This window comes from Amycolatopsis sp. w19 (assembly GCF_051373225.1).
Taxonomy (GTDB): domain Bacteria; phylum Actinomycetota; class Actinomycetes; order Mycobacteriales; family Pseudonocardiaceae; genus Amycolatopsis; species Amycolatopsis japonica.
In genome coordinates this window covers 374,031-396,199 of the sequence record NZ_JBPQFM010000004.1, presented here as the reverse complement: position 1 = coordinate 396,199, position 22,169 = coordinate 374,031, and the positions used below count along the sequence as shown (strand labels likewise).

Here is a 22,169-nt window from a genome sequence, read left to right as displayed (position 1 = left end):
ACCGAGCCACTACCGGATCGAGGAACTTTTCGCCATCGGACTGCCGCACGGACGATGAGACCTGCACTTTTTCGCTGTGGCGAAAAAGCTTGGCGAGGACGAACCACTGCGGCTTACCGTCATCGGAGCGCCGAGGAGTTCATTGGCAGCTCCGGAACTTCTCTCTGGCGCGGTAGAAATTCCTTTTATATCAGGAGGTATCGCATGACCACGCTGAAGTTCACTCTTGCCCGTCTCACCGGCCGCGCCACGATGGCCGGTTTCTACAAGTACTGAGCCGACAGGTAGTTCTCGTACCACGGTAGTCGAGTGCGGTGGGCGCCCACCGCACTCGACGCGAACACTCGATTGTCGCCGCATTCGAAGGGGGAGATCGTCATGCTTCCGCCAGGACCCAAGGGAAAGCTGCTGAGCGGAAATATTTCCGCTTACGAGAAGGACCGGCTAGGTTTCATCGTCGAATCCAGCCGTGAGTTCGGCGACGTCTGGATGTTCGACCGGCGCATCGCCGTCGCGGCGGCCCCGGGCGCGGCCGACGAGGTCTACCGCCGGACGTACCAGGATTTCTTGCCGGACCGAAATTTTCTCCACCGCAGGCAGAAAGAAGACCCGAAGCTCCAGGAGCAGTGGGCGCATTCCCGGGCGTCGCGGATGCGCGGCATGCGGCCCAAGGCGTTGCAGGCCAAGGTTCCGATCCTGGCCGGCGCCATCACCGAGCACCTCGACACGTGGGCGGCGGACGGCACGCTGGACGTCGTGCCGGACATGCGCAAACTGACCTCACAGCTGGGAGCGCGACTCTGTTTCGGGCGAACCGACGCCGCGATCGTGGCGGGTGGCGAGCAGGATCTGTTCTGGGCGCTGCTGCCCGTCATCGCCAGCCCGGTGGATGTACCACCGTGGGTGCCGACCCGGCGCAACCGCAAGGTGGCCGCGGCCAACCGAGAACTCGAACGGCGGATCCAGACGGTGATCGATCGGCGCCGCGCCGAGCAGCGGTCGGCCGAGGACGATCTGCTCAGCATCGTGATGACGCCCACCGGACGGTCTGGCCACCTGGACGACCAGCTGATCTGCGAGACGCTCATCGCCACGATGCTGGCCGCCCAGGGCGCGCCGGCTCCGGGCATGGCGTGGATCTTCCATCTCCTGGCCGAGCATCCCGACGTTCAGGACCAGGTGGCGGCCGAAGCGCTACGCGTACTGCCGGATGGTCCGGACATTCGGTGGGAGCAGTCGGGGAAACTGGCGTTCACGGAGCAGGTCGTCAAAGAGGTACTGCGGCTGTGGCCGCCCAACTGGCTCTCCGGACGGCAGGTGGTGCGACGCACGATGGTCGGGAAGTACGACGTGCTGCCCGGCATGATGATGATGGTCGCCCCGTATGTCATCCACCGCGATCCGCGCTGGTTCAGCGATCCCGAGACGTTCAAGCCGGACCGCTGGCAGAAGGGCGGGGAGACCGAAGACCTGCCGGAGTGTGCGTACGCACCGTTCGGGGCCGGACCGCTGATCTGCATGGGCCTGGCCTGGAGCATGATCGAGATGACCTTGCTGACGGCCATGGTCGTGCGCAGGTTCCGCATCAACGCGGTCCCCGGATGTGTCGTCACTCCGGATGCCAGCAGGGAGATCACCCCGAGCGGGCTGCGGCTTCGGTTCACCGAGCGCAAGGGCCCCCTGGGCACAGAGCCGTCCGCCCGGCAGGTTGAGGCAGCCGGGTGACACGCGGGCCGACGTACGGCGACGTGCTGCGCAATGGCGAGTTCCGCGCGTTGTTCGTCGCACACGTCGTGTCGATCGCCGGAGACATCCTCAGCAAGGTGGCGGTGGCGGTACTGGTCTACGACCGTACCGGCTCACCGTTGCTGACCGCTGCCGCAACCGCAGCGGGCTTCCTGCCCAACGTATTGGCCATCACCACGTTCGCGGCCATCGTCGACTCCCTGCCGCCCCGGCGGGTCATGATCCTCGGCGATTGCGCGCGTGCGTGCTGTGTCGTGCCGATGATCCTGCCGGGCATGCCGGTGGTGATGTTGCTCGTGTTGATCTTCTGCTCGGGCACGGTGGCCGCGGTCTTCCGGGGTGCGCGCCAGTCGGTCCTGCCTGATCTGCTCGGGCCGGAGGGCTATGTCGTCGGACGCTCCTTGATGTCGATCACCGTCCAGATCGGCCAGGTGGCGGGATTCGGTTTCGGTGGGCTCCTGCTTCTGGCGGTCACACCACGCACCGCGCTGGCGATCGATGTCGCCACGTTCGCGTTGTCCGCCGTCGTCGTCGCGCTCGGGATGAAGTCACGACCGGCCATGTCGGTGGAGCGTCCGAACGGGACGGTCAGGCGGACTTGGAGGGGCAACAGAGTCATCCTCACTCGCCCGAGGCTGCGCCGGTTGCTGGCTCTGCAGTGGGTTCCCGTTGCCTGCGCGATGAGCCCGGGGGCGCTCGCCGCGCCCTACGCCGAGCACCTGGGTGCCGGGACCGTGGCGGTGGGGTTGCTGATGGGCGCACCGGCGTGCGGCATGGTTCCCGGTGACATCCTGGTCGGACGATTCCTGAGCTCACGCCGGAGACAGCGGCTGGTCCCGTGGCTGGCCGTCGGCATGTGTCTTCCACTGTGCGTGCTGGTCGTGGATCCTCCGCTCCCGGCCGTCCTCGCCGCGCTCGTCGTCGCCGGCGCGGCGAGCGCCTACACGATCGCCGCGGACCAGGTGTACGTAGAGAACCTGCCCGAAGGGCTGCGCGGGCACGGAATGGTCCTTGCGGGGGCGGGGCTGATGCTGAGTCAAGGAGTCGCCATAGGGCTGATCGGTATGGCCGCGCAGATCGTCGAACCACAGATCGCCGCCGCGGTCGCCGGGCTGCTGGGTTGTGTCGGCGGTCTGGCCGCGCTTCGTGGGCGGCCGTATCTGTCCGAAAGCGCCGGGCCCGCGTCCACGGCGCCGCGGCTGAGAGGAGCCCGCCGGTGAAGGCCGCCTACAACTTCGTGACCGATGTGGACGGATTCACGCCGCAGAATCTCGTCCACATGTGCCTCGACTACTTCGACCAAGAGTCCCACGGATACGACGATTTCGACGCCGGAACGACGAAACGCCGGCTCTACTGCGACGCGATCGACCGTCTGGTGATCGAGCGGCTCGCGCGGCTGGAGTCACCGTGCCGGGTGGTGAGCTTCGGATGCGGCACCGGTCGGCGCGAAGTGAAGATCGCCGCCGCACTCGCGACCCCGGCCGAGCTGACCGGCATCGAGAACGCCCCGGGGATGATGGCTCGTGCGGCGCAGCGCGGGATCCGGACGGCGCCGTCCCTGGACGACCTCGATGATTCGCCGCCGGACAGGATGAGCGCCGCGCTGTGCCTGTGGTCGTTCGGGCACCTGCCGACCGTCGAGCTGCGGCTCGCCACCTTGAACGGGTTGTTCCGGCTGCTGCGAGACGATGGCGTGCTGCTACTGGACGTGTTCAACCTCCACGACCGGCACGAGTGGGGAACACACCTCCTCGACGCCGGACTCGGCGAGCGGCGCGACGTCATCTACGGGAAGGCGGGCCGGCGGGCCACAGCGTACGTCCACTACTTCTCCCTGGGAGAGATATCGGTTCTCGCGGAGAGGGCTGGATTCGTAGTCGAAACGGTGCGCGCCGTCGGTTACGGGCAACACCCGGGCCGGCTCGACGTGCCGTGGGACGAGGGAAGCCTGTTCCTCGTCTGCCGGAAGCCCCGGCAGTCCACCGAAAGAAAGGCGCTCACACTCTAGTGATGCCGCGTGTGGGACGGTTCCAGCCGGCGACCTTTCGCAGCCAGATGTTTCCGCCGGGGTTGTTCGCCATCATCGGAATCCGTTCCTCCAGCAGCCGCCGGTGGTGTATCCACATGTACTGCTGGAACCAGCAGATCTCGAAACGGTCGTTGTACATCAGGAACGCCCGTAGCAGGTAGTCCTCCTGCCACGCCCGCCCTTCGGTCAGCCAGGTCATCGGGTACTCGAAGGGGAAGAACACATCGTGGAGATGGATCCAGACGCCGTCGGGCAGCCGCGGCAGCACCTCGAAGAACAGGTAGTTGACGTCCGAGCCTGCCTTGACGACGTGGGTCGAGTCGATGAACAGCACGTCCCCGGCCTCGAGTGCCTGGAACGTCTCGACCGGGACATCCTGCACGGGCTTGCCCAATATCCGGACGCGTTCGCCGTCTCCGGGCCGCAACAGGCTCTCCAGCAGCTGCGGGTTCGGCTCGACACAGGTCAGCTCGGTGTCATCGAGCCAGCCCTCGATCGTGTCGAGCGTCATCGCCGTCGAGTAGCCGGAGCCGACCTCGATGACCCGGCGGGGCCGGAGGTGGCGCAGCATCGTGTGCAGCGTGATCGCGTCCGCCCACGAGTACTCCGGGTTGTCGAAGAAGTAGCGGTGGCGCTCGTTCGGTTCCGCGGTGAACGGCAGGTCCGCCGCCAGGTCGGCGAGTTCGCCGAACAGGGCTATCTGGTCGGCTTCCCGTAGGTCGACGGCCTCGGGACGGGCATCGACGTCGAAGAGCGCGGCAGCACGCCGATCGATTTCCTCCTTGGCGGGGAAGGGAGAGTAGAAATGTCCCGGCGGCACCCAGGTGCGATACCGGTCTTCGAACGCCTGCTTCGCGCGCAGGACGTCTTCGTGCCGGGACCGCAGGTTCTCGTGCTCGACCGTGAGCAGGCGGTGGCTCTCGTCCAGCGCCGCGTTCCGCTCTGCCCATTCCGAGGCACGCAGGACCATGTCGTCGTAAGACTTGCGGGACACCGCCCACCGCTTGACGATCCTTCGAAGCCGCCGTTCCAGCGAGCCGGACCACGAGTCCGGCGAAGTCAGCGCCATGCACGCGAGACTAGCAAGGCCGGACGAGCTCGATGTCGATCAATGCCTCGCTGTGACTTTATGGCCGACCGGCGAGCGGAACCATGGGCCCTGCATGCTCTGCCGTCGGAGCACCTCGGGCTGGGATCACGGCAGGGAGGGCACACCGACACCGCGCTCAGTCGGTGTCCGTCGCGGCCAGCACGGCCAGCCGTCTGTGGTCGGGAGCAACGCCGGCCACGCCGATGTCCCAGGCCACCCGGTGGAACCAGTGCGTGTCGGCGTCGAAGACGTGCCAGCTGCACTCCTCGACGCGCGCTTCGACCTCGCGGAAGGAGGCGCCGTCCGGAGTGCAGGAGAGGCCGGCCAGGGACTGCCACGCCGCGAGGCGTCCGTAGGCGCCCTGGGCGCCGGAGCTGTAGGCCCCGCCCGTGGACGCGGCAGAGTAGAGCAGCTGCCAGACCCGGGTCGGCGCACAGGCCGACACCGAGAGCGCGGTCTTGCTGCCCGTCCCGTTCAGGCATTCCAGCCCCAAGGCCGGCAACGCGCTCGGGACGGACCTGGCATCGAGGGGCTCGGCGAAGTCAAAGACGCGCGCCTCGATGTGTCCGTTCGACTCTTCGACCCAGTTCGCCACGGCCATGGCCATGGCGGTCGCTGCGGCTTCCGTGGTCGTTTCCCGCGCCGTCGGCCCGCCGGTCGAAGCCACGATCGCCGTGTCACGGCTTTCACCTGGGCCGTAAGGCATCGGATGAGAGCCGCCACCGGCGCTGTAGCTCGGCATGCTCGGATGGTCCTCTACATCGGACAGTGTCAGCGGCAACCAGCCCAGCGGGTGGTCCCGCCAGTGTGGCGACGTCGCCCACTCCGCGATCCCGGGCGTTTCCGTGACCACGATGTCCCTGAGCACCAGCTCGTGGACCAGGCAGGCACGCAATTCCTCTGCGGCCTTCCCGGTGAACGCGACGGCCAGGTCGTCCGCCGGGTGGCCGGCCGCCAGCAACGAGGCCGTGTAGCGGTCCAGCTTCGTGCCACCGGACCGTACGGGGGAAACCAGTCGCAGCGCCTGGATGACGTTCTGCCGACCGGCGGTGGTGGCCAACAACCGGAGCAAGTGGCCGTAGACACTCTTGTACTGCCACATCTCCCCAGTGTCTTCGCCGTATGCCTCGGCAAGGGCGATACCAAGGTCTGCCACGAAGTCAGCGTCGCCCTGCGCGAGACGGTCGTCGGCCACCGCCCACACACCCGTGACGTCCGCCAGGTCCGGCAGTTCCGCCACGATCTTCTGGATCCGATCGGTCACCGCACGCAGCCTAGAACCTCCCCCGGGACCACGACCATCCGCAGGTCTGCCCAGCATCGCTGCAAGAGTCCGACGAGGAAGCTTGACGCGCGGTCGGCTTGGACGAACGCGATGGCGGCACCGGTCGAAACGGAAAGCTTCGCCGCTTCGATCAGGACGAGGCATACATAAGCCTCGATGCCGTAGCGCCGCCAGCCCCCGGCAGTCGGGTCTGCGTCGTCGGCGACGTCGACGGCTTCTTCGGAGTCACGTTCGAGGTCTGCCGGCAGGCCGAGGGCTTCGGCGAGCCGTTGAGTCTCGGTCAGCAGCCGCATCGAGGAGCCGACCCCGCCTGCCGGAGCCCGCTCGTCAGCGATGACAGCGGCGAAGTCCGCCGGGATGTAATAGCCCTCGACGTCTTCATCGGAGCCGCTCAGGTTCGGCGCGACGAGCTGGACGGACGTAAATCTCCCTCCACTGCAGGCTTGTCCGTTGATGGCTTTGAGGTTTGATTCCTACGCGGGAGAAGCGTAGAGAACAGCTCACAGGCACGATCCGTCGCGATCTCCTTGCCAGAGGCGATCAAGTCGCGAGCCGTCTCCGGATCGTCGACCAGTCTTCGTCTAACGGTTGCGGAACCTGAGTTTCCGCAGTCCCAGCGCTTCCCTCCGACCCCGATCGACGCGCTCTACGCCGCCTGAGCGGCACCGCTGACCGCCGAACGCCACGGCGATGTGTCTTAAGGGCTTCATGTGGCGGATGGTGAGCCGGGCTAACGCGACAGAGTGAGGACCGGTTTCTCCCGGTCCTCACTCTGTCTACAGTTTCGGTTTAGGCGTATCCCTGTACTTTCTCTCTGCGCGGCCGGAAGAACAAACCCACGACGCCAGGGTTCCCTGGAAGCGACCATCGCCCACCGGGCCATTCGACTGCGGCTGGACTCCAGCCGAGCAAGGTCTTCCTGAAGACCAGCTCAAGCTCCCCGCCAACCAACGCTCGCGTGAACGACGCGAACTCCTCGACGTCCTCCGGCAAAGTCTCGTCCACTTCGAACGGATCCAGATCGTCGAGGAACAGTTCCCCGACGGTTCCAGTCATGCGTAGCTCCAGGCGCGGCGCACCCGAGACAGCCGGCTCAATGCGGACTGTTTTCTCCGCACCATTATGGTCGACGATGAGGGAGACCTTCCCGCCTTCGATCAGCTCCCGGTAAGCAGTTCTGATCGCCCCCACGAACCGGCCGGTTGATGGCTTCGGGTAGCTCATCGTCCTCCCTTGACCATGTGGTAGCGGAAGTGAACGTTAATTCGTTTTCCACCCCATCGCACATAGCGGCCGCGGAATCCAAGGTACGAACGCTTCGACCCCACACGCAGCGCCAGGCTGCGGTTACCCTTCTTCACGCTACCCTTCCACCGCACCCGCGGCCCGCTCACTCGGCGCCTACCCGTTCAACGACACCTTCACCCTCGGCTGCGGCGGACCCGAACTCGGCACCCACCTCTCCACGCCGGCCCCACTCCCCCGTGGCACCGAACCAGGGAACACACGCGGCGAAACCGATGTCTAGCTGGCGGGAGACACGGCCCTAAGCGGCTGGGCCACCATCGGCGGCACGCGAGCCGACTGCGTTCTCGTCGTCGATCAGAACAACGTCGTCATCGGTGGCGGCCTCATCGGCCTGCCGAGTTCGGCCACCAGGACGAAGACTCCCGCACCGGAAGGAATGGCCTGGCAGGCCGTCGCGCCAGCCGGTACGGCGATCGGCGGAGTGGCCGCCGTGAAAGCAGGCATGCCACCGGAACCTGCTCCTGGCGAACGGCCGCAATTGGAGCCCGATCTACTCGGGCACCTGCAACCTCAGGTTCGACACTTGCCGGAATCCGGCAAAGTCGCCGAACGATTCGACGTCGATGAAAGCTGCCAGTGGATGCCGGTCAGTGCCTCGGCCGCGGCAACTGCCGTACTAGCCACCGTGCACATCATTTCCCGCAGCCAACGGAACATCCGCAAGGACGCCTTCGATGGACAGATCGCGTTGAGGGTTCGGATACTCGGGTCGTGGGCTTGCTGGAGCTGAATTCCGAGACCAAGCTGTATGTAATCCCGGCACCGCAGGCGGAAGAGTACCGCCATGTTGCACCCAACCGCGGCTGGATGGTGCTTAGCCGCGGTTGCGTTCGTGTGCCCTGGTCAGCACGCTCGACATTCTCGAGACCTCTTCGTCGGAGCCGCTCAGGTTCCGCGCGACGAGCTGGACGGACGTAAATCTCCCTCCACTGCAGGCTTGTCCGTTGATGGCTTTGGGGTTCTCCCGCGTGGGAATCAGATTCACCGTGCGGGAACTGCCGGCCGGATGCCCTTGAACCTCCAGCAGCGTAGAGAACAGCTCACAGGCACGATCCGGCGCGATCTCCTTGCCAGAGGCGATCAAGTCGCGAGCCGCCTCCAGTTTGCGAGCCGTCTCCGGATCGTCGAGCAGTCCCGACTTCTTCACCTGCTCTATTGCTGCGGGCAATTGCGTTGCCCACTTTTCCGCTGACGTACCGATCACCTGGACGCGCCCCCCGGCGGACGTCTCCCAGTGGGGCTTCACCGGCCCTCACCCCGGACTGGTCGAGGGGCTTGTTGCTGCACCTCGATGTCGGCGTGCACGCGGACCAATGTCTCGTTACTCCCCATGACGATGAGCGTATCTACCAACACCGACAGTAAGCACGAGCCTGGGTTGCGCCAGTCGAGCGACACTTCTCGAAGCCAGGAGCCCGCACCACCCCATTCACTGGCCGACTTCCCCGGCCAGGTTGCTGGAGCTCGCCGAGTTTCCGGCGTGGGCGGTCAGAGGTGGGCTACGTCGGCCGGTGTCGCGGTGTGCAGCTCGACGGTGCCGAGGTGGTCGGGGGTGCTGGTGATGAGGACGGAGTAGCTGTTCCAGAGGGTTTCGATCACCGTGGTCCCGAGTGCGTCGGTCCGGGTGCCGGCGACGGGCAGGTTGTTGATCGTGATGGTCACCGGTGTGGCCGTCGCGTCGGCGAGGGCTGTCCGCACCCGCTCGGTTTTCGCGTCCAGGTCAGCACGCGTAGGGGCAGGCGCTCCGTGGTCGCGGGGCGCGGTTCTGGCCAGGAAGTTGTGCAGCTGGATTTCGACGTTCTCTATCGGACGTCCTCGGGGATCAAGCTGTTCCGCCGGGCGAACGGTTCGGATCATCAGCTTGAGTTTCCGATCTCGATTCGTGTAGCCGAGGCCGATCGCCCACGGCTGGTCGTTGACCTGGTCGGTGCCGACCTCCGCGATCGGGCCCACGCCCATGCCGGTGGACGCCGCGACCACGGGGCCGGGAAACGCGGCGAAATGTTCGCGGGGATGGGGGACGCGGGGTGGCCCCGCGTCCCCCATCGGCCGTTCTTCCATGAGGCGCTCGCTTTCGCTTGCCCGAGCGCCTCATCAGCGCGAGGCGCTCAGTAGATGTAGTCGGGGTCGGTCGGCCCGCCGGAGAAGCAGACCGCGCCGTCCACCAAAATAGCAAAATTCGCGAATGGTGTGACAGAGGCAGCCGCGGGACCGACCGTCAGGCCGGGCACGAAGCGCTTCAGCTCCACCAAGCCATCGGCGTCGTAGAAACCAGGGAAGTCGTGCTTGGTCGTGCCGCCGGAATCGTCGAGCGTCACCGTCCAGGAAAAGGTGGCGACTGCGTCACGAACCCGGAATCCGGTGTCGATGATCACCGATCGGTTTCCTTGCGCGGTGAGCCAAACCCAGGAGGATCCGCAGTTTCCATTCACCACATCCTGCGCGATCACACCAGTCAGAGTGCCCTTCTTTACGGAATACTGCGCGCCGTCCGGCGTGGTCCGGATTTCGTAGCCGTTCGCTGCGGCAACCGCGGCGTCGTAACCACCGAACCGCAACGGTGTCTCGACCACCGTCGACACGTCCTTGGGCGCCGATGGCGCCGGTGCCGCACTGGTCACGGCTGCCGTGCTGACCATCGCGGCCAGTGCGGCCACGCCCACCAGCACAGCCCGGCTCGCTCTCCGGAAACGCGTCGTTCTCGCTTGCTTCAGCTCCGGTGTACTGTTGTCCATCTCGTACTGTCGCGTCATTTCTCCCCATCCGATTTGCGTGAAACGCAGGCGCCGAGGCCGTTCAGTACGAATGCGGCATGAATCCGCGCATTCAATACGAATTTGACGGCTCAGTCTGGAATGCCCCGCCATCCCCCTGCGATTGGCTCGTCGACGTACAACATCGACTCTTGTACCCTGCCGGACTCCCGCCGGACCGACCATCCGCCAAACGTGGCATAGCCGCGCGAGCTATTTATGCGCTTATTCATTGCATGCCGGACCACTACGATTATCGCGTGCAGGCGCGGGTCAGGCGATGATTTCGTGAGCCCGTCAAATTCATGTCTGCGTCAGGGCGGCATTTTATGTTGCGCACCACCGCCTGGCCAGGAACCGCGCTCGGGATGCTGGCTTTGTGTCCATGGCAGCGACCGAGGCGAAGCCCAGCACCAGGTCGACACTTCGGGCCTGCACGGCGGCACCGCGCGGCTCGCCGTTCACGGCGACGACACGGCGGGCCAAGCAGGGCTTTACGACTCGCTGTCGCCGTGGCTGACCATTGGGAGCGGCGTTATTCCCGGGGTCGGGCCGGCAGCCATCAAGGACAGCTGCCCTTGGTGGTTGCGGACTCGCTCGGCGAAAACGGGACATCCGGCATCGATCAGCGGGCCGGCCAGATCGCCGCGCCCGCCGGCCCTGCCCGTACACCGTTTACTGGCCGGTCACCTCGCGCACGAGCTGCGGCGAGCTGTCGTCGACGAGGACGAAGAACTCGTCGGGCGTGTACACCTCATAGGGCAGGGAATCCGGGTCTTGCCCGGTCAGGGAGAAACCGTTGTCGCAGCTCAGGATGATCTCCGCGGAGCAGGCGATCGCCGCGGCGTGCACGTGTTCGTCATCGGCGTCTGTGCCGGGAAACGAGCCGTCGATGACGAAGTCCTCGACGCGGCCGCCTTCGAAGGTCTTCGTGAGCAGATCGTGGATGTGGCGGATTTTCCCGAAGCTGGATGGCGCCGATCCCGGCGGACACCGGCGGCGGCAGAACGACCAGGTGCAGGCCGTACTCGTCAACGCCGGTTTCCATGACCTGCCGTTCGACGGCGGTGTCGATCATGGCCCAGACTCCGCCGACACCGGTCAGTGCATGGCAGGCCTCACACAGCCATTCCGGCGCCCGATAGTCCTGCGACCAGCCCTGCCGCACTCCACCGACCGCCAACTCATGCCCCCACGGACACCGCTTCGGGGTGCCCGTGCCTGGCCGGATCGGAACCTCCAGCGTTCGCCTGTAGGTTCCCACCGCTCGTAACGAGTCGATCTTGTACTACCGGCGCGTTCTCGGTTGTCTCACGGCGAGGTCACCATGATCAGTCTCAAACACTTTGGCAAATCCTTGGCCGGGCGAGCCGGCGGCTGCGGCGACCGGGCAGCGTGGGGCTGGTACAGCCGCCTGTCCGAAGGTCCTCATCGCGGCAAGAGCGTGCGTTTGGGCTTGGGAACTTGCGACGAGTACGGCAGATCAACTGATGCGCCGGTGGCTGGGTCCCGTTACCCCGGCCACCGGCGCCGGAATGGCTCATGGCGTTGCGAGCGCCTCGGTCGGTGGCAGGCGGGCGGCGCGGATGGCCGGGTAGAGGCCTGCGATCGCACCGATCACCAGTGTCGCGGCGACGCCGCCGAGCATCGCCCACGCCGGCACTACGGTCGGCCAGTTCTGGGTTGCCGCGTAGCCGCCAGTGGCCGCGACGCCGAGCAGTACCCCGCCGACACCGCCGAGCGCGGCCAGCAGCAGCGACTCGGCCACGAACTGGAGCCGCACCTGGCCGCGGGTGGCGCCGAGTGAGCGGCGCAGGCCGATCTCGGCACGCCGCTCCAGCACGGAGATCACCATCGTGTTGGCCACCCCGACCCCGCCGACCAGCAGCGCCACCGCACCGAGTCCCAGCAGCAGACCCGTGAACGCGCGGTCGGCCGCCTGGCGGGCGGCCAGCGCGTCGGACGGACGGGACACCCGGACCTCGTTGGGTGCCTGGGGGTTCGCGGTCGCGGCGAGCACGCCGCGCATCGCTTCGACGGACGCGTCGGACGCTCGCGTGTAGACGGTCGTCGGGTGACCATCGAAGTCCAAATAGGACTCTGCGGCCGGCCAGCCGACCAGTGCGGCGGTGTCCAGCTTGGGCGCGAGCAGTGCCGTGTCGAGAATGCCGACCACGGTGAACCACTGGCCACCGAGATAGACCTGGACACCCTCGCGTGCCGAGAGGACGCCGAGCAGCGACGCGGCCTGCGAGCCGAGCACCACGGCCGGGTATTCGGCAGTGGCCGCGTTCAGCCACGTGCCGTCGGCCACCGTCACGCCTACTGTCTCCGGCAGGTCGAGGTGTGCGGCCTGAACCGACAGGCCCCTGGTCTCGGCCTCTGGGATCCGGTCCGTGCGGTACACCTTCGTGTCCGGCACCTCGCCGAGCGCCGCCACCTCCTGTACCGGTTCGATGCGGCGGATCATGTCGACGGACTCGGTCGGCAGCGTGGAGGTGCCGCCCGTCATCGTGTTGCCGGGCGCGACGGTGAGCAGGTTCGTGCCGAGCGCGGCGAGTTGCCGGTCCAGCTCGGCGCGGCTCGACGACGACACCCCCACCACCGCGATCATCGCGGCGATCCCGATCGCGATGCCCAGAGCGGAAAGGAAAACCCGTAGTGGGCGGGTTCGCAGGCCGGCGCCTCCGACACGGAGCACGTCACGCGGGCGAAGGCGCGCTGGCGACAGCATCACACCACCGCCCCGTCACGCAGCCGGATCTGGCTGGGCAGGCTGCCGGCGATCTCCCGGTCGTGCGTGATCACCAGGACCGTGGTGCCGCCCTCGTGCAGTTCCCACAGCAGGTCCATCACGCCCGCACCGGAAGCGGAGTCCAGGTTCCCGGTCGGCTCGTCGGCCAGCAGCAGCGCCGGCTCGCCGACGACCGCTCGAGCGATCGCCACCCGCTGCCGCTCCCCACCGGACAACTCGTGCGGCCGGTGGCCGAGCCGTTCGGCGAGGCCGACGCGGATCAGCGCCGTCTCGGCCCGCCGCGCCCGTTCGCGGGCCGTCACGCCCGCGTACAGCAGGCCGTCCGCCACGTTGTCCACAGCGGACTGTCCGGGTGTGAGGTGGAACTGCTGGAACACGAACCCGATCCGGGTGGCCCGCAACGCGGACAGCTGCCGGTCGGTCAGTGCCGCGATGTCGTGGCCGTCGATCCGTACCGTGCCTGCCGACGGCCGGTCGAGTGTGCCGATCAGGTGCAGCATGGTCGACTTGCCGGACCCGGACGGCCCGACGATCGCGACCAGCTCGCCGTACCCCACGGACAGCGACACGTCGCGCAGCGCGGCGACCCCGCCGACGTAGGACTTGCCGACCCCGTCCAGTTCCACGACTGCCCCGCTCATGACGGCATCCCCACCGTCATGCCCTCGTCCAGCCCTTCGCCGGAGATCTCGACGCGGCCGCCGGAAAACAGGCCGGTCTCCACCGCGACGATCTTGGTGGCCGTCCCGTTCACGACCTCGACGCCGTACCCGCCCTCGGACCTCGCGAGCAACGCGGCCACCGGCACGGTCAGCACGTTCTCTCGCCGCGAGGCGCTGAACGCGACCTTTACGGACGCCTCGTCGAGCCCGGTGAGCGCGTTCTGGTCGGCGACCGCGACGGTGACCTCGATGATGGTCGTCGCCTTGCTGCCAGGGGTCCCACTGGCGGGGACGAGGACGGTCGCGGTGCCGGTGATCGAGCCCGGCGTGGTCCTGTCGTCCGGCAGGGTGACGGTCACCGCGGCGGCCTTCACCGCGAGCCGCTTGTCGGCCACGCCCAGTTCGACCGTGATCAGCCGCGCCGACCCGGTGTAGGAGAGCAGAGGCGCGTCCGGCGCGACGTCAGCGCCGACGGTCGCCTTATGGCCGTCCACCCGCACCGGCCCGGCCGCGTAGTGGATCCGGCCCTGCTCGATCGTGCCGGTCTCCGGCAGGCCGAGGTCCTTCTGCCACTTCTTCACCGCGGTGGCCGTCTGCGCGGTGTACTTCCTGTCCGCCGTGAACCCGCGGTAGCCGAGCGCGGCGAGGTTGTTCTCGAACTGCTCCACGTCGGTGCCCTCGGTGTCCGGCACGAGCGGACGATAGACCGGCAGCGTGCCGTACAGCAGCACGACCGGCGTGTCGTCGACCCAGTAGATCGCCTGCCCACGCTCCACCGTGAGCCCGACGGCCGGCAGCGCGGTCAACGTCCCGGCGAGCTTGCCGGTCACCTCGACCGGGGCGCCGTGGCCGAGCTCGCCGTTTTCGGTCCGCGTATCGACAAGCGTCTGCCTGATCACCTTCGCGGTCGCCACGGGCAGGTCGCTGCCGGTCTCGGCAGGCTTCTCACCACCCCAGAAGCCGGCCGCGGCCGTGACCGCGGCTCCGGTGGCGAGCACGGCGACGAGCACGATCACCACCCGGCCTGCCCCGCGCCGGCTCATTTGCCGCCCCCCAGGATCACGACACCCCCACCGCCGCCGCCCGGCAGGTGCTCGCCGCACTTCTCGTGCGCCGTCTTGAGGTCGGGGTCGTTCGGGTCGGGCTCCTTACCGCTCTCGAACCGGCTGCGCCCCTCCGCGTCCGGGTCGGGGTAGTCCGGCATGCCGTTCTCCCGCATGCATTTGGCGTACGCCTGGAACTTCTTCACATCCTCCGCGTTCATCTTCTCCGGCTCACCGCCGTTGGGCAGGTACCTCTTGCACTTCTCCTGCGTAGGCTTCACCGCGTTCGGGTCGGTGCCCGGCGGGAAGCGCAGCTCCATCTCGCCGTTCTCGTCGAACGTCGGGTCCTCGAAGTCCGGCACGCCGTTCTCCCGCATGCACTGGGCGAACTTCAGCCCCGCCTGCTTGTCCTCCGCCGTGGCCGCGCCGGAATCGGTGGCTGACGAGCAGCCGGCGAGTCCGACGAGCAGCAACGACACGAGCACACACATGAGTCGTTTCATGCGTCGAAGTACAGCGAGCGTGATGTCACTCGGCCGTCTCCGGAAACGTTGACGCGGAAGTGACACGACCGTGCGTCACCATGGACCCATGCGAATCCTGGTGGTCGAGGACGAGCCACTCCTCGCGGACGCGGTGGCCGAAGGGCTGCGGGCGGACGCACACGCGGTGGACGTGGTGCACGACGGCGCCGCCGCGCTGGAGCGAGCCGGCGTCAACGACTATGACGTGGTGGTGCTCGACCGGGACCTGCCGGTCATCCATGGCGACGAGGTGTGCCGGGTACTCGTCGCCCGCGGCGGCGATATCCGGGTACTGATGCTGACCGCCGCCGCCGACGTCGACGACCGGGTCGCCGGCCTCGCCCTCGGCGCCGACGACTACCTGCCCAAGCCGTTCGCGTTCCGCGAACTGGCCGCGCGGGTGACCGCGCTGGGCCGTCGCTCCCGGCCAGCCGCGCCGCCAGTGCTCGCCCGAGCGGGCATCCGGCTCGACCCGCACCGCCGCGAGGTGTATCGCGACGGCCGCTACGTCCCGCTGTCCCGCAAGGAGTTCGCGGTCCTCACCGAACTGCTGCGCGCCGACGGCGGCGCGGTGTCCACCGAGCAACTCCTGGAGAAGGCATGGGACGAGCACGCCGACCCCTTCACCCACACCGTGCGGATGGCGATCCTCAAGCTGCGCCGCAAGCTCGGCGACCCACCGATCATCGTGACCGAGCCGGGAGCGGGGTACCGCATTCCGTGAAACGCCTGACCATCCGGACCCGCCTGACGCTCGTATACGGCGGTTTGTTCCTGCTCGCCGGCATCCTGTTGCTCGGCGCGACGTACGTGCTGATGTCCAGGCAGCTGTCCAACCGCGAATCGACCACCGTACTCAAGGGCACCTTCGCGCCAGAGGCCGACGCCCTCAACGAGGTCGCCGAGGAAACCCGGACCGACGCGCTCATGGCTCTGCTAGTCCAGGGCGGCCTCGCACTCGGCCTGGTCGCGGCCGCGGCGATCGCGATCGGCTGGCTGATCGCCGGCCGGATGCTGCAGCCGATCGACCAGATGACCCGGGCCGCGCGGCGCATCGCCGACTCCCCCGGCAGCGACCGCGGCCTGCACGAACGCATCGCCCTCGACGGCCCACCGGACGAGGTCAAACGGCTCGCCGACACGTTCGACCTGATGCTCGAACGGCTCGACCACTCCTTCGACGGGCAGCGCCGGTTCATCGCCAACGCCTCCCACGAGCTACGCACCCCCCTGACGCTCAACCGCACCCTGCTTGAGATCGCGGTACGGCGTCGCAATGTCTCGGTGGAGGTCCGGCAGCTCGGCGAGACACTGCTGGAGATCAACGGTCGACACGAGCGGCTGATCGACGGCCTGCTCACGCTGGCCAAATCGGACCGCGAGCTGGGCGAACTGTCCTATGTGGACCTCGCGGACGTCGTGACGCACGTGGCCGCACAGCACCCGACCGTGACCACGTCCGCAGGCGAAGCCCCGGCCATGGGCAACGCGGTCCTGCTGGAACGACTCGTGCAGAACCTGGTGGAGAACGGCGTGCGCCACAACGTGCCGGACGGCTGGGTCGAGGTCACCAGCGGCACCCGGCCGGACGGGCTGGTCGAACTGGTGGTCACCAATACAGGGCCGGTGGTGCCGCCTTATGAGCTGCCGGGCCTGTTCGAGCCGTTCCGCCGGCTCACGACGGATCGGCTGGCCACCCGGACGGGTGCCGGGCTCGGACTGTCGATCGTGCGTACGGTGGCCCACGCCCACGGCGGCCACGTGTACGCAGAGCCCCGCGACGGCGGCGGCCTGGTCGTGACGGTGTCGCTGCCGGTGGCCAGGCCCCCGCGGAACCAGGACACCGGAGTCGTAACCGGCCAAGACCTCCGCTCTTCGGCATGAGCGGACCCTGCTGGTTCGTTTGTGCCACCGAGTCTCCGACCGTGGCGACTGCAGCGCTCGACGAGCTCTACGACCTTGGTGCTCCACGCCAACACGTGAGGACGCGACGATGATCGGCGAGTCGCCAAGGCCCAGTCAGATGGCCCAGCGATGATCAATCTCAACTCAATGGCATATTTGCCAATATTGGCCAAGATCAATGAGATTTAGCCACCGGAAATGAGGCCCCACAAGCCATTCCCGGTTCGCTCCGGTCATCGGAAATCACGCGATCCCGACGCTAAACCCCGGAGATCCAACGGGCGCCCCTGATCCGCGACGAGTGTCGACGATCCTTCGGTAACTTCAGCGATTCCTCGGAACACACTTTCTTCAACCTCGAGGACGAGACCGGCATGGCCAACATCCTCGTCTCCCCGGGACTGTTTCACCGGTGTAGGAAGGTGCTGCTGGCGAGCAACGCCTTGCTCGCGGTGGCGGGGCGCCGCCGGTGAGTGACCGCTCCCCGATCCACACCCGCGCCCCGTCCTCGGCCTGGCTGAGCTGGGCGGCGCTGATGGCGGCGTGCTCGGTGAGCCAGGTCCGGAGGTATTCGACGGAGTGGGAGCCGGGTGAGATGCCGGTGCCCACAGGTCGGCGGGCGGTGACCTCGAACCGCGTCATCCCCGGTAGCGCCGGTGCGTCCAGGCCGGGCGCGAGGCCGGGGAGGTGCTCGGGCCGGGTGGTGGCCGCGGCCCCGGCGGCCCAGAGTGCTTGGCGTCGCTCGGGGCCGAGGCTGGTGAACGCCCCGGCGGTGGCCAGCGCCTCGATCGCGGGTTTCTTGAGCCGGACGCGTTCGGCGTACCGCACGACCATCCACGGCTCACCTCGCTCGACGAGCACGGGAACGTCCCAGCGTCTGTCGACCATATGGTCGAATAGCACGTCCAAGCCGGGCTTTATCGCACGCTCGAATATGCGCATTGCGCCGGTAGAGTTAGCTGGGTTGCGCCTGTCGCAGCAGATCGCCTCCCTGACCTTTTCGCAGTTCACGAGCCTGCTATCCACACCCATGAGGCTGAGTTTCGGGCACTCGGCTTCAGGTTGCGCCCAGGTGCCCGCACATGTCGGGGTCAGTCCAGTCGGAGGCTGTGGTTGAGGGCGTCGCGGGCGCGTAGCCGGGCGGGTGCATGATCCGGCGGATGACGGCGAGCTTGCTCATGGGATTGTCAGGCACGCGGTCGCCGCGTGTATTCCCGGGTCGGTTCCGGCGTTACATGTTCTCCGGCTTCGGGCGTCAAGCTGACGATGCCCCCGGCCGCCTCGAGTTTCCGCTTGGCCTCGTCGGCGGTCCGCCGGGAGACCTGCTTCAGCAGTGTCGTGGGGACCGTGTTGACGAGGTCCCTAGCTGCTCGCAGGTCAAGCCCGAGGCCGAGCGCTTCGTAAACGACCTTGATGACCTGGATCTTCTTGCGGCCGGCGTGCTCCAGGACGACGTCGAATTCATCCTGCTCGGGCATCGGCCTTGACCGCTGTCCGGCCAGCAGCGCAGTGGCCTGCGCGGCGGTCAACCGCAGGCCGGGATCCTTGACCGTGAGCCCCTGGATGACTGCGGTGAGCGGCCCGGACCGGACTGGGGCAGGCAGGTCGTCTACCAGGACCGCCGACAGGGTCGCCATCCCCGACCCCCGGTCGAACGGCGACACCCCCTCCACTACGTGAAAGATGGTCACCCCCAGCGAGAACAGGTCGGAGGCGGACGTCGCAGGGTGTCCTTTGGCTCGCTCGGGCGCGAGATAGGGGATCGAGCCGATCACCATGCCGTCCTCGGTCATGGTCGTCTGCCCTGCGGCCTTCGCGATGCCGAAGTCGGTGAGCATCGGCGTGCCGTCCGCGGCGAGCATGATGTTATGCGGCTTGACGTCGCGGTGGATCACTCCCGCTTCATGACACGCCGACAGGGCCGACAACATCGCCGCCGCTACGCGCTGGGCTGTCGCGACAGGAACCGGCCCTGCGAGGTCGACCTCGTCGGCCAGCGACCGGCCGGGGATGTACTGCATGACCGTCCACGGCACACCTCGCTCGACGAGCACGTCGTGCACGGTCACGATGTTGGGATGATCGCGCAGCCGAGCGGCGTTGCGGGCCTCCCACGAGGCCCGTTCGATCATCTCGGCGGTCACCCCGGCGCCCCCTGGCGGGACCGCGACCTCCTTGACGGCCACCTGCACCCCCAGAACGGCGTCGTCGGCCAGCCAGACGCGGCCGTAGCCGCCGCGCCCCAACTGCCTGAGGAGCCGGTAACGCCCGTCGGCGAGGGTCAGGCCGGGCACTGCTTCGGTCTGCGGCTGTGTCGCGTCCACCGAAATCACGGTACAAGATTGCGGGTGACCCAGCATCGGAACAACGAACTCCGCACCGTCACACAGCCTCGTCGGGATTCCCACCGCACCTCGCGGCACACCCTGATCCAGTCCTCGACCTGTTGTGAGGCTTGATTTCCCGTCAGGTGTTGCGCCGCGAAACATTCACCGCGCTTCTTGACGCGTTCCACGCCTTCGCCGGTTGGCGACAACGGGTTCGTCCCGGACGGTCGAGCGCTATGGGAGAGCCGCTCGCGTGGCGTTGAGGTCGCCGAAGAGGTCGCCGTGTTCGCCGACGCGATCGAGGACGTCGTCCGCGGTGAACACCAGCTGTGCCGGACGGCGGCAGCCGCGGACCTCGTCCCAGGTGACCGGGGTGGACACCGTCGGGTGGTCGCGGCCGCGCAACGAGTACGGGGCGCTAGTGGTCTTGGCGGGGTTGTTCTGCGACCAGTCGATGAACACCCGCCCCGTCCGCTGGGCTTTGGCCATCACCGCGGTCACCCGGTCCGGCGTCTCCGGGGCGAGCCGTTGCGCGAGTTTCTTGGCATACGCTGACGGCGCCGCAGGGTCGTCGGTGGCGATCGCGCAGTAGAGCTGCATGCCCTTCGAGCCGGACGTCTTCGCCAGCGAGGTCAGCCCGTCGTCTGCCAGGGCGTCGTGCAGTCGTTCGGCGACGCGGCAGCAGTGCACGATCGAGGTTCCCGGCCCGGGGTCGAGGTCGAACACCAGCCGGTCCGGCGGGCGTTGCGTGCCGTCGTCGTCGATGGTCCATTGTGGAACGTGGAGTTCGAGGGCGGCCATGTTCGCCGCCCACACCACCGCGGCGAGTTCGTCCAGCAACGCGTACGTGATCGGCTCTGTCGAACCGCGGGTGCCGCTGCGAGCGATCCGGACGGTCTGCAGCCACGACGGCGCGCCGTGCGGGACGTTCTTCTCGAAGAACTGTTCACCGCCGACACCGTCCGGGAAGCGGATGAACGTCACCGGACGCCCGGCCAGATGCGGCAGCAGCACCGGCGCGATACGCGAGTAGTAGTTGATCACCTCCCCCTTCGTGAACCCGTCCGAATACAACGGTTGGTCCAAATTGGACAGAACGAGTCTCCGGTCACCGGCCTGGACAGTGATCTTCGCCCCGACCACCGGTGAAGCCGTGGGCTGATCCTCGGCCACCGGTTCACCTTGTGCATGCTCACGCGTGGTCTTTCGGGCAGGTGCCTTCGCTCGAGCCTCGGCGGAGGCGGGCTCGCGTCGTTGCGGGGCCAGGACGTCGGCGGGCTCCTTGTCGTCGCGCAGGCCCCGCCACGCGGTGTGCCGCAGGCGGCCGGCGCCGCGGGTGAACTGCCGGAACACCACCTCACCCACCAGCTCCGGCTCCACCCACTGCGCTCGCCGGGCGTCGGCCTGGGGTGGGGCGACCGCGAACGGTTGCCGTTCGCGCCGGAGAGGGTCGAGCCGGGCTTGCAAGCGGGCTCGTTCGGCTTCGGTGAAGCCGGTGCCGACGTCACCGATGTAGACCAGGTCGCCGGTGTCCGGGTCGTGGGCACCGAGCAGGAGCCCGCCCATCAGTCCGTCCAGCCGTCCCTGCCCGGGCCGGTAGCCGCAGACGATCACCTCGGTCGTCTGGATCAGCGGATGTTTCAGCCAGGCGTTGCTGCGGCGCCCGGGGGTGTAGGCGGCAGTGCGGAGCTTCGCCACCAAGCCCTCGTGACCACTGGCTTTCACGTGATCGAGCAGATGCCGCGGCGGTGAAGGCGGCCGAACAGGCAGAACGGGACGCCGATGAAGCACGTCAGGCCGCCGCACGCGCGGACCAATACGCCAAGGACGCCGACTCGGCCGCAAGGAACGCCGAGAAGTACGCCGACAACATCGAAGCAAGAGCGAAAAACGCCGAAGAGGACGCCAAAGCTATCCAGGCCCAGTTAGCTCAGCTTCAGGAGGAACTCCGCAAGGCAGACGAAGAACAAGACCGCCGGGAAGCCGAGGAGGCCATCAACGAAGACAGCGAAGTTCCCGCGCTCACCCCGGACGAGGAGAACGACCTGCGCGCCGAGAAGGGCCAGGCGGGGGTCGATGAGTACAACAGGGCACGCACCGAGGCGAACAAGGACCTACTCGGGCTCATCGTTGCCGAGGGTGGCCAGGTCATCCTCGATCTGGTCGGCTTCACGGATGCGAAGCGATGCTTCATGGAGGGTGACTTCATCTCGTGCGTGATGACCGTCATCAACGCGCTTCCCATCCTCAAGATCGCCCGCTTCATCTCCAAGATCCCGGACGCCATCAGTACGACAGTACGGATCGTGAAGGGCATCCGGACCTTCAAGGACGTCAAGCTGGCCGCACGCCGCGTCATCGACAACCTGCGCGACCTGCTGAAACAGCTCAAGGGATGCAAGTCCAAAGCCGGGCTCCACGCAGCGGCGGCGTGCACGGTCGTGGACAAGCAGAAGGTCCGGGAAAAGGAGCTAGAGGCGCACCGGGGTCAGCCGTCGGTCGCTGCGAAACCCGGCGAGCGGCATCGTGACCCAGTACCGAGAGGTCAACCTGTCAGACGTGAAAACGGTCGAGAACGCCGTCGGCGACATGTTGGACCGGCACCCGGCCAGGGACGTCTCGGTCATCTACGAGGTCCACGTGCAATACCCCAGCGACACGGCCGCCATGCCGGAGTGGATCTTCATCGAGGCGATCTCCTCGAACGGAGCGAACTGCTTCGCTAGCATCCACAACGTC

At 67.3% G+C, this 22,169-nt stretch carries 21 protein-coding genes and 1 pseudogene; 6 read left to right on the top strand and 16 right to left on the bottom strand.

Going from position 1 to position 22,169, the window contains the following annotated elements; genetic code table 11:
* The first annotated feature begins 378 nt into the window (after window positions 1-378).
* From ACSMFO_RS12560 to ACSMFO_RS12550, 3 genes are read left to right on the top strand one after another with little or no spacing between them, the layout of a single operon-like run.
* A complete protein-coding gene (locus tag ACSMFO_RS12560) occupies window positions 379-1,725 on the top strand; it encodes a cytochrome P450 (RefSeq protein ID WP_436458751.1) in 1,347 nt (448 codons plus the stop codon).
* Window positions 1,722-2,966, top strand: coding sequence for an MFS transporter (locus tag ACSMFO_RS12555; protein WP_436458750.1), 1,245 nt, complete (start codon window positions 1,722-1,724; stop codon window positions 2,964-2,966). Before ACSMFO_RS12560 ends, ACSMFO_RS12555 begins: the two co-directional genes overlap by 4 nt.
* Entirely contained in the window at window positions 2,963-3,757 is a 795-nt protein-coding gene (locus tag ACSMFO_RS12550; protein WP_436458749.1) for a methyltransferase domain-containing protein, read from the top strand. The genes ACSMFO_RS12555 and ACSMFO_RS12550 overlap by 4 nt, the downstream gene beginning before the upstream one ends.
* Here ACSMFO_RS12550 and ACSMFO_RS12545 read toward each other — a convergent pair.
* The 13 genes from ACSMFO_RS12545 to ACSMFO_RS12485 form a co-directional block, all read right to left on the bottom strand.
* A complete protein-coding gene (locus ACSMFO_RS12545; RefSeq protein WP_436458748.1) occupies window positions 3,747-4,847 on the bottom strand; it encodes a class I SAM-dependent methyltransferase in 1,101 nt (366 codons plus the stop codon). The genes ACSMFO_RS12550 and ACSMFO_RS12545 overlap by 11 nt on opposite strands.
* Before the next feature lie 157 nt (window positions 4,848-5,004).
* Window positions 5,005-6,132 (bottom strand): DUF6183 family protein, encoded by a 1,128-nt coding sequence (locus tag ACSMFO_RS12540; RefSeq protein ID WP_436458747.1) that lies wholly within the window; start codon window positions 6,130-6,132, stop codon window positions 5,005-5,007.
* On the bottom strand, window positions 6,129-6,446 hold the full coding sequence (locus tag ACSMFO_RS12535) for a hypothetical protein (protein WP_436458746.1): 318 nt from the start codon (window positions 6,444-6,446) through the stop codon (window positions 6,129-6,131). The genes ACSMFO_RS12540 and ACSMFO_RS12535 overlap by 4 nt, the downstream gene beginning before the upstream one ends.
* A 496-nt stretch (window positions 6,447-6,942) precedes the next feature.
* Entirely contained in the window at window positions 6,943-7,377 is a 435-nt protein-coding gene (locus ACSMFO_RS12530; protein WP_436458745.1) for a hypothetical protein, read from the bottom strand.
* A 378-nt stretch (window positions 7,378-7,755) separates the two neighbouring features.
* Window positions 7,756-7,905 (bottom strand): hypothetical protein, encoded by a 150-nt coding sequence (locus ACSMFO_RS12525; protein WP_436458744.1) that lies wholly within the window; start codon window positions 7,903-7,905, stop codon window positions 7,756-7,758.
* A 370-nt stretch (window positions 7,906-8,275) separates the two neighbouring features.
* Complete coding sequence (locus ACSMFO_RS12520) at window positions 8,276-8,707, bottom strand: hypothetical protein (RefSeq protein WP_436458743.1); 432 nt, start codon at window positions 8,705-8,707, stop codon at window positions 8,276-8,278.
* Between the two features lie 242 nt (window positions 8,708-8,949).
* Window positions 8,950-9,522, bottom strand: a complete 573-nt coding sequence (locus ACSMFO_RS12515; protein WP_436458742.1) for a hypothetical protein — start codon at window positions 9,520-9,522, stop codon at window positions 8,950-8,952.
* A 47-nt stretch (window positions 9,523-9,569) separates the two neighbouring features.
* Window positions 9,570-10,118, bottom strand: a complete 549-nt coding sequence (locus ACSMFO_RS12510; protein WP_436458741.1) for a hypothetical protein — start codon at window positions 10,116-10,118, stop codon at window positions 9,570-9,572.
* 771 nt (window positions 10,119-10,889) lie between these two features.
* Window positions 10,890-11,249 (bottom strand): hypothetical protein, encoded by a 360-nt coding sequence (locus ACSMFO_RS12505; RefSeq protein WP_436458740.1) that lies wholly within the window; start codon window positions 11,247-11,249, stop codon window positions 10,890-10,892.
* A gap of 505 nt (window positions 11,250-11,754) precedes the next feature.
* The gene (locus tag ACSMFO_RS12500; RefSeq protein WP_436458739.1) at window positions 11,755-12,948 is read right to left on the bottom strand and encodes an ABC transporter permease; all 1,194 of its coding nucleotides are present in this window, start codon (window positions 12,946-12,948) and stop codon (window positions 11,755-11,757) included.
* Window positions 12,948-13,610 (bottom strand): ABC transporter ATP-binding protein, encoded by a 663-nt coding sequence (locus ACSMFO_RS12495; protein ID WP_436458738.1) that lies wholly within the window; start codon window positions 13,608-13,610, stop codon window positions 12,948-12,950. Before ACSMFO_RS12495 ends, ACSMFO_RS12500 begins: the two co-directional genes overlap by 1 nt.
* Window positions 13,607-14,674 (bottom strand): peptidoglycan-binding protein, encoded by a 1,068-nt coding sequence (locus ACSMFO_RS12490; RefSeq protein WP_436458737.1) that lies wholly within the window; start codon window positions 14,672-14,674, stop codon window positions 13,607-13,609. The genes ACSMFO_RS12495 and ACSMFO_RS12490 overlap by 4 nt, the downstream gene beginning before the upstream one ends.
* Window positions 14,671-15,177, bottom strand: a complete 507-nt coding sequence (locus ACSMFO_RS12485; RefSeq protein WP_436458736.1) for a hypothetical protein — start codon at window positions 15,175-15,177, stop codon at window positions 14,671-14,673. Before ACSMFO_RS12485 ends, ACSMFO_RS12490 begins: the two co-directional genes overlap by 4 nt.
* An 88-nt stretch (window positions 15,178-15,265) precedes the next feature.
* Between ACSMFO_RS12485 and ACSMFO_RS12480 the strand changes: the two genes are divergently transcribed.
* Complete coding sequence (locus ACSMFO_RS12480; RefSeq protein WP_436458735.1) at window positions 15,266-15,922, top strand: response regulator transcription factor; 657 nt, start codon at window positions 15,266-15,268, stop codon at window positions 15,920-15,922.
* On the top strand, window positions 15,919-17,082 hold the full coding sequence (locus ACSMFO_RS12475) for a sensor histidine kinase (protein ID WP_436458734.1): 1,164 nt from the start codon (window positions 15,919-15,921) through the stop codon (window positions 17,080-17,082). Before ACSMFO_RS12480 ends, ACSMFO_RS12475 begins: the two co-directional genes overlap by 4 nt.
* Before the next feature lie 372 nt (window positions 17,083-17,454).
* On the opposite strand, the gene ACSMFO_RS12470 is transcribed toward ACSMFO_RS12475, so the two are convergent.
* The 3 genes and pseudogenes from ACSMFO_RS12470 to ligD form a co-directional block, all read right to left on the bottom strand.
* The gene (locus ACSMFO_RS12470) at window positions 17,455-17,991 is read right to left on the bottom strand and encodes a hypothetical protein (RefSeq protein WP_436458733.1); all 537 of its coding nucleotides are present in this window, start codon (window positions 17,989-17,991) and stop codon (window positions 17,455-17,457) included.
* Window positions 17,992-18,290: 299 nt separating this feature from the next.
* Window positions 18,291-19,427: a ribosomal protein L7/L12 gene (locus tag ACSMFO_RS12465; RefSeq protein ID WP_436458731.1), complete on the bottom strand. Its 1,137-nt coding sequence runs from the start codon at window positions 19,425-19,427 to the stop codon at window positions 18,291-18,293.
* A 237-nt stretch (window positions 19,428-19,664) separates the two neighbouring features.
* Window positions 19,665-21,176, bottom strand: a pseudogene (gene ligD, locus ACSMFO_RS12460) (non-homologous end-joining DNA ligase); the annotation flags it as partial.
* A 2-nt stretch (window positions 21,177-21,178) separates the two neighbouring features.
* Here ligD and ACSMFO_RS12455 point away from each other — a divergent pair.
* Window positions 21,179-22,156, top strand: coding sequence for a hypothetical protein (locus tag ACSMFO_RS12455; RefSeq protein WP_436458729.1), 978 nt, complete (start codon window positions 21,179-21,181; stop codon window positions 22,154-22,156).
* Window positions 22,157-22,169: the final 13 nt, after the last annotated feature.

Coding starts and splice junctions, on each gene's coding strand:
- ACSMFO_RS12560 (WP_436458751.1), top strand. CDS start 379: ATGCTTCCGCCAGGACCCAAGGGAAAGCTGCTGAGCGGAAATATTTCC.
- ACSMFO_RS12545 (WP_436458748.1), bottom strand. CDS start 4,847: ATGGCGCTGACTTCGCCGGACTCGTGGTCCGGCTCGCTGGAACGGCGG.
- ACSMFO_RS12535 (WP_436458746.1), bottom strand. CDS start 6,446: ATGCGGCTGCTGACCGAGACTCAACGGCTCGCCGAAGCCCTCGGCCTG.
- ACSMFO_RS12530 (WP_436458745.1), bottom strand. CDS start 7,377: ATGAGCTACCCGAAGCCATCAACCGGCCGGTTCGTGGGGGCGATCAGA.
- ACSMFO_RS12525 (WP_436458744.1), bottom strand. CDS start 7,905: ATGCCTGCTTTCACGGCGGCCACTCCGCCGATCGCCGTACCGGCTGGC.
- ACSMFO_RS12515 (WP_436458742.1), bottom strand. CDS start 9,522: ATGGAAGAACGGCCGATGGGGGACGCGGGGCCACCCCGCGTCCCCCAT.
- ACSMFO_RS12500 (WP_436458739.1), bottom strand. CDS start 12,948: ATGCTGTCGCCAGCGCGCCTTCGCCCGCGTGACGTGCTCCGTGTCGGA.
- ACSMFO_RS12495 (WP_436458738.1), bottom strand. CDS start 13,610: ATGAGCGGGGCAGTCGTGGAACTGGACGGGGTCGGCAAGTCCTACGTC.
- ACSMFO_RS12490 (WP_436458737.1), bottom strand. CDS start 14,674: ATGAGCCGGCGCGGGGCAGGCCGGGTGGTGATCGTGCTCGTCGCCGTG.
- ACSMFO_RS12485 (WP_436458736.1), bottom strand. CDS start 15,177: ATGAAACGACTCATGTGTGTGCTCGTGTCGTTGCTGCTCGTCGGACTC.
- ACSMFO_RS12480 (WP_436458735.1), top strand. CDS start 15,266: ATGCGAATCCTGGTGGTCGAGGACGAGCCACTCCTCGCGGACGCGGTG.
- ACSMFO_RS12470 (WP_436458733.1), bottom strand. CDS start 17,991: ATGGTCGACAGACGCTGGGACGTTCCCGTGCTCGTCGAGCGAGGTGAG.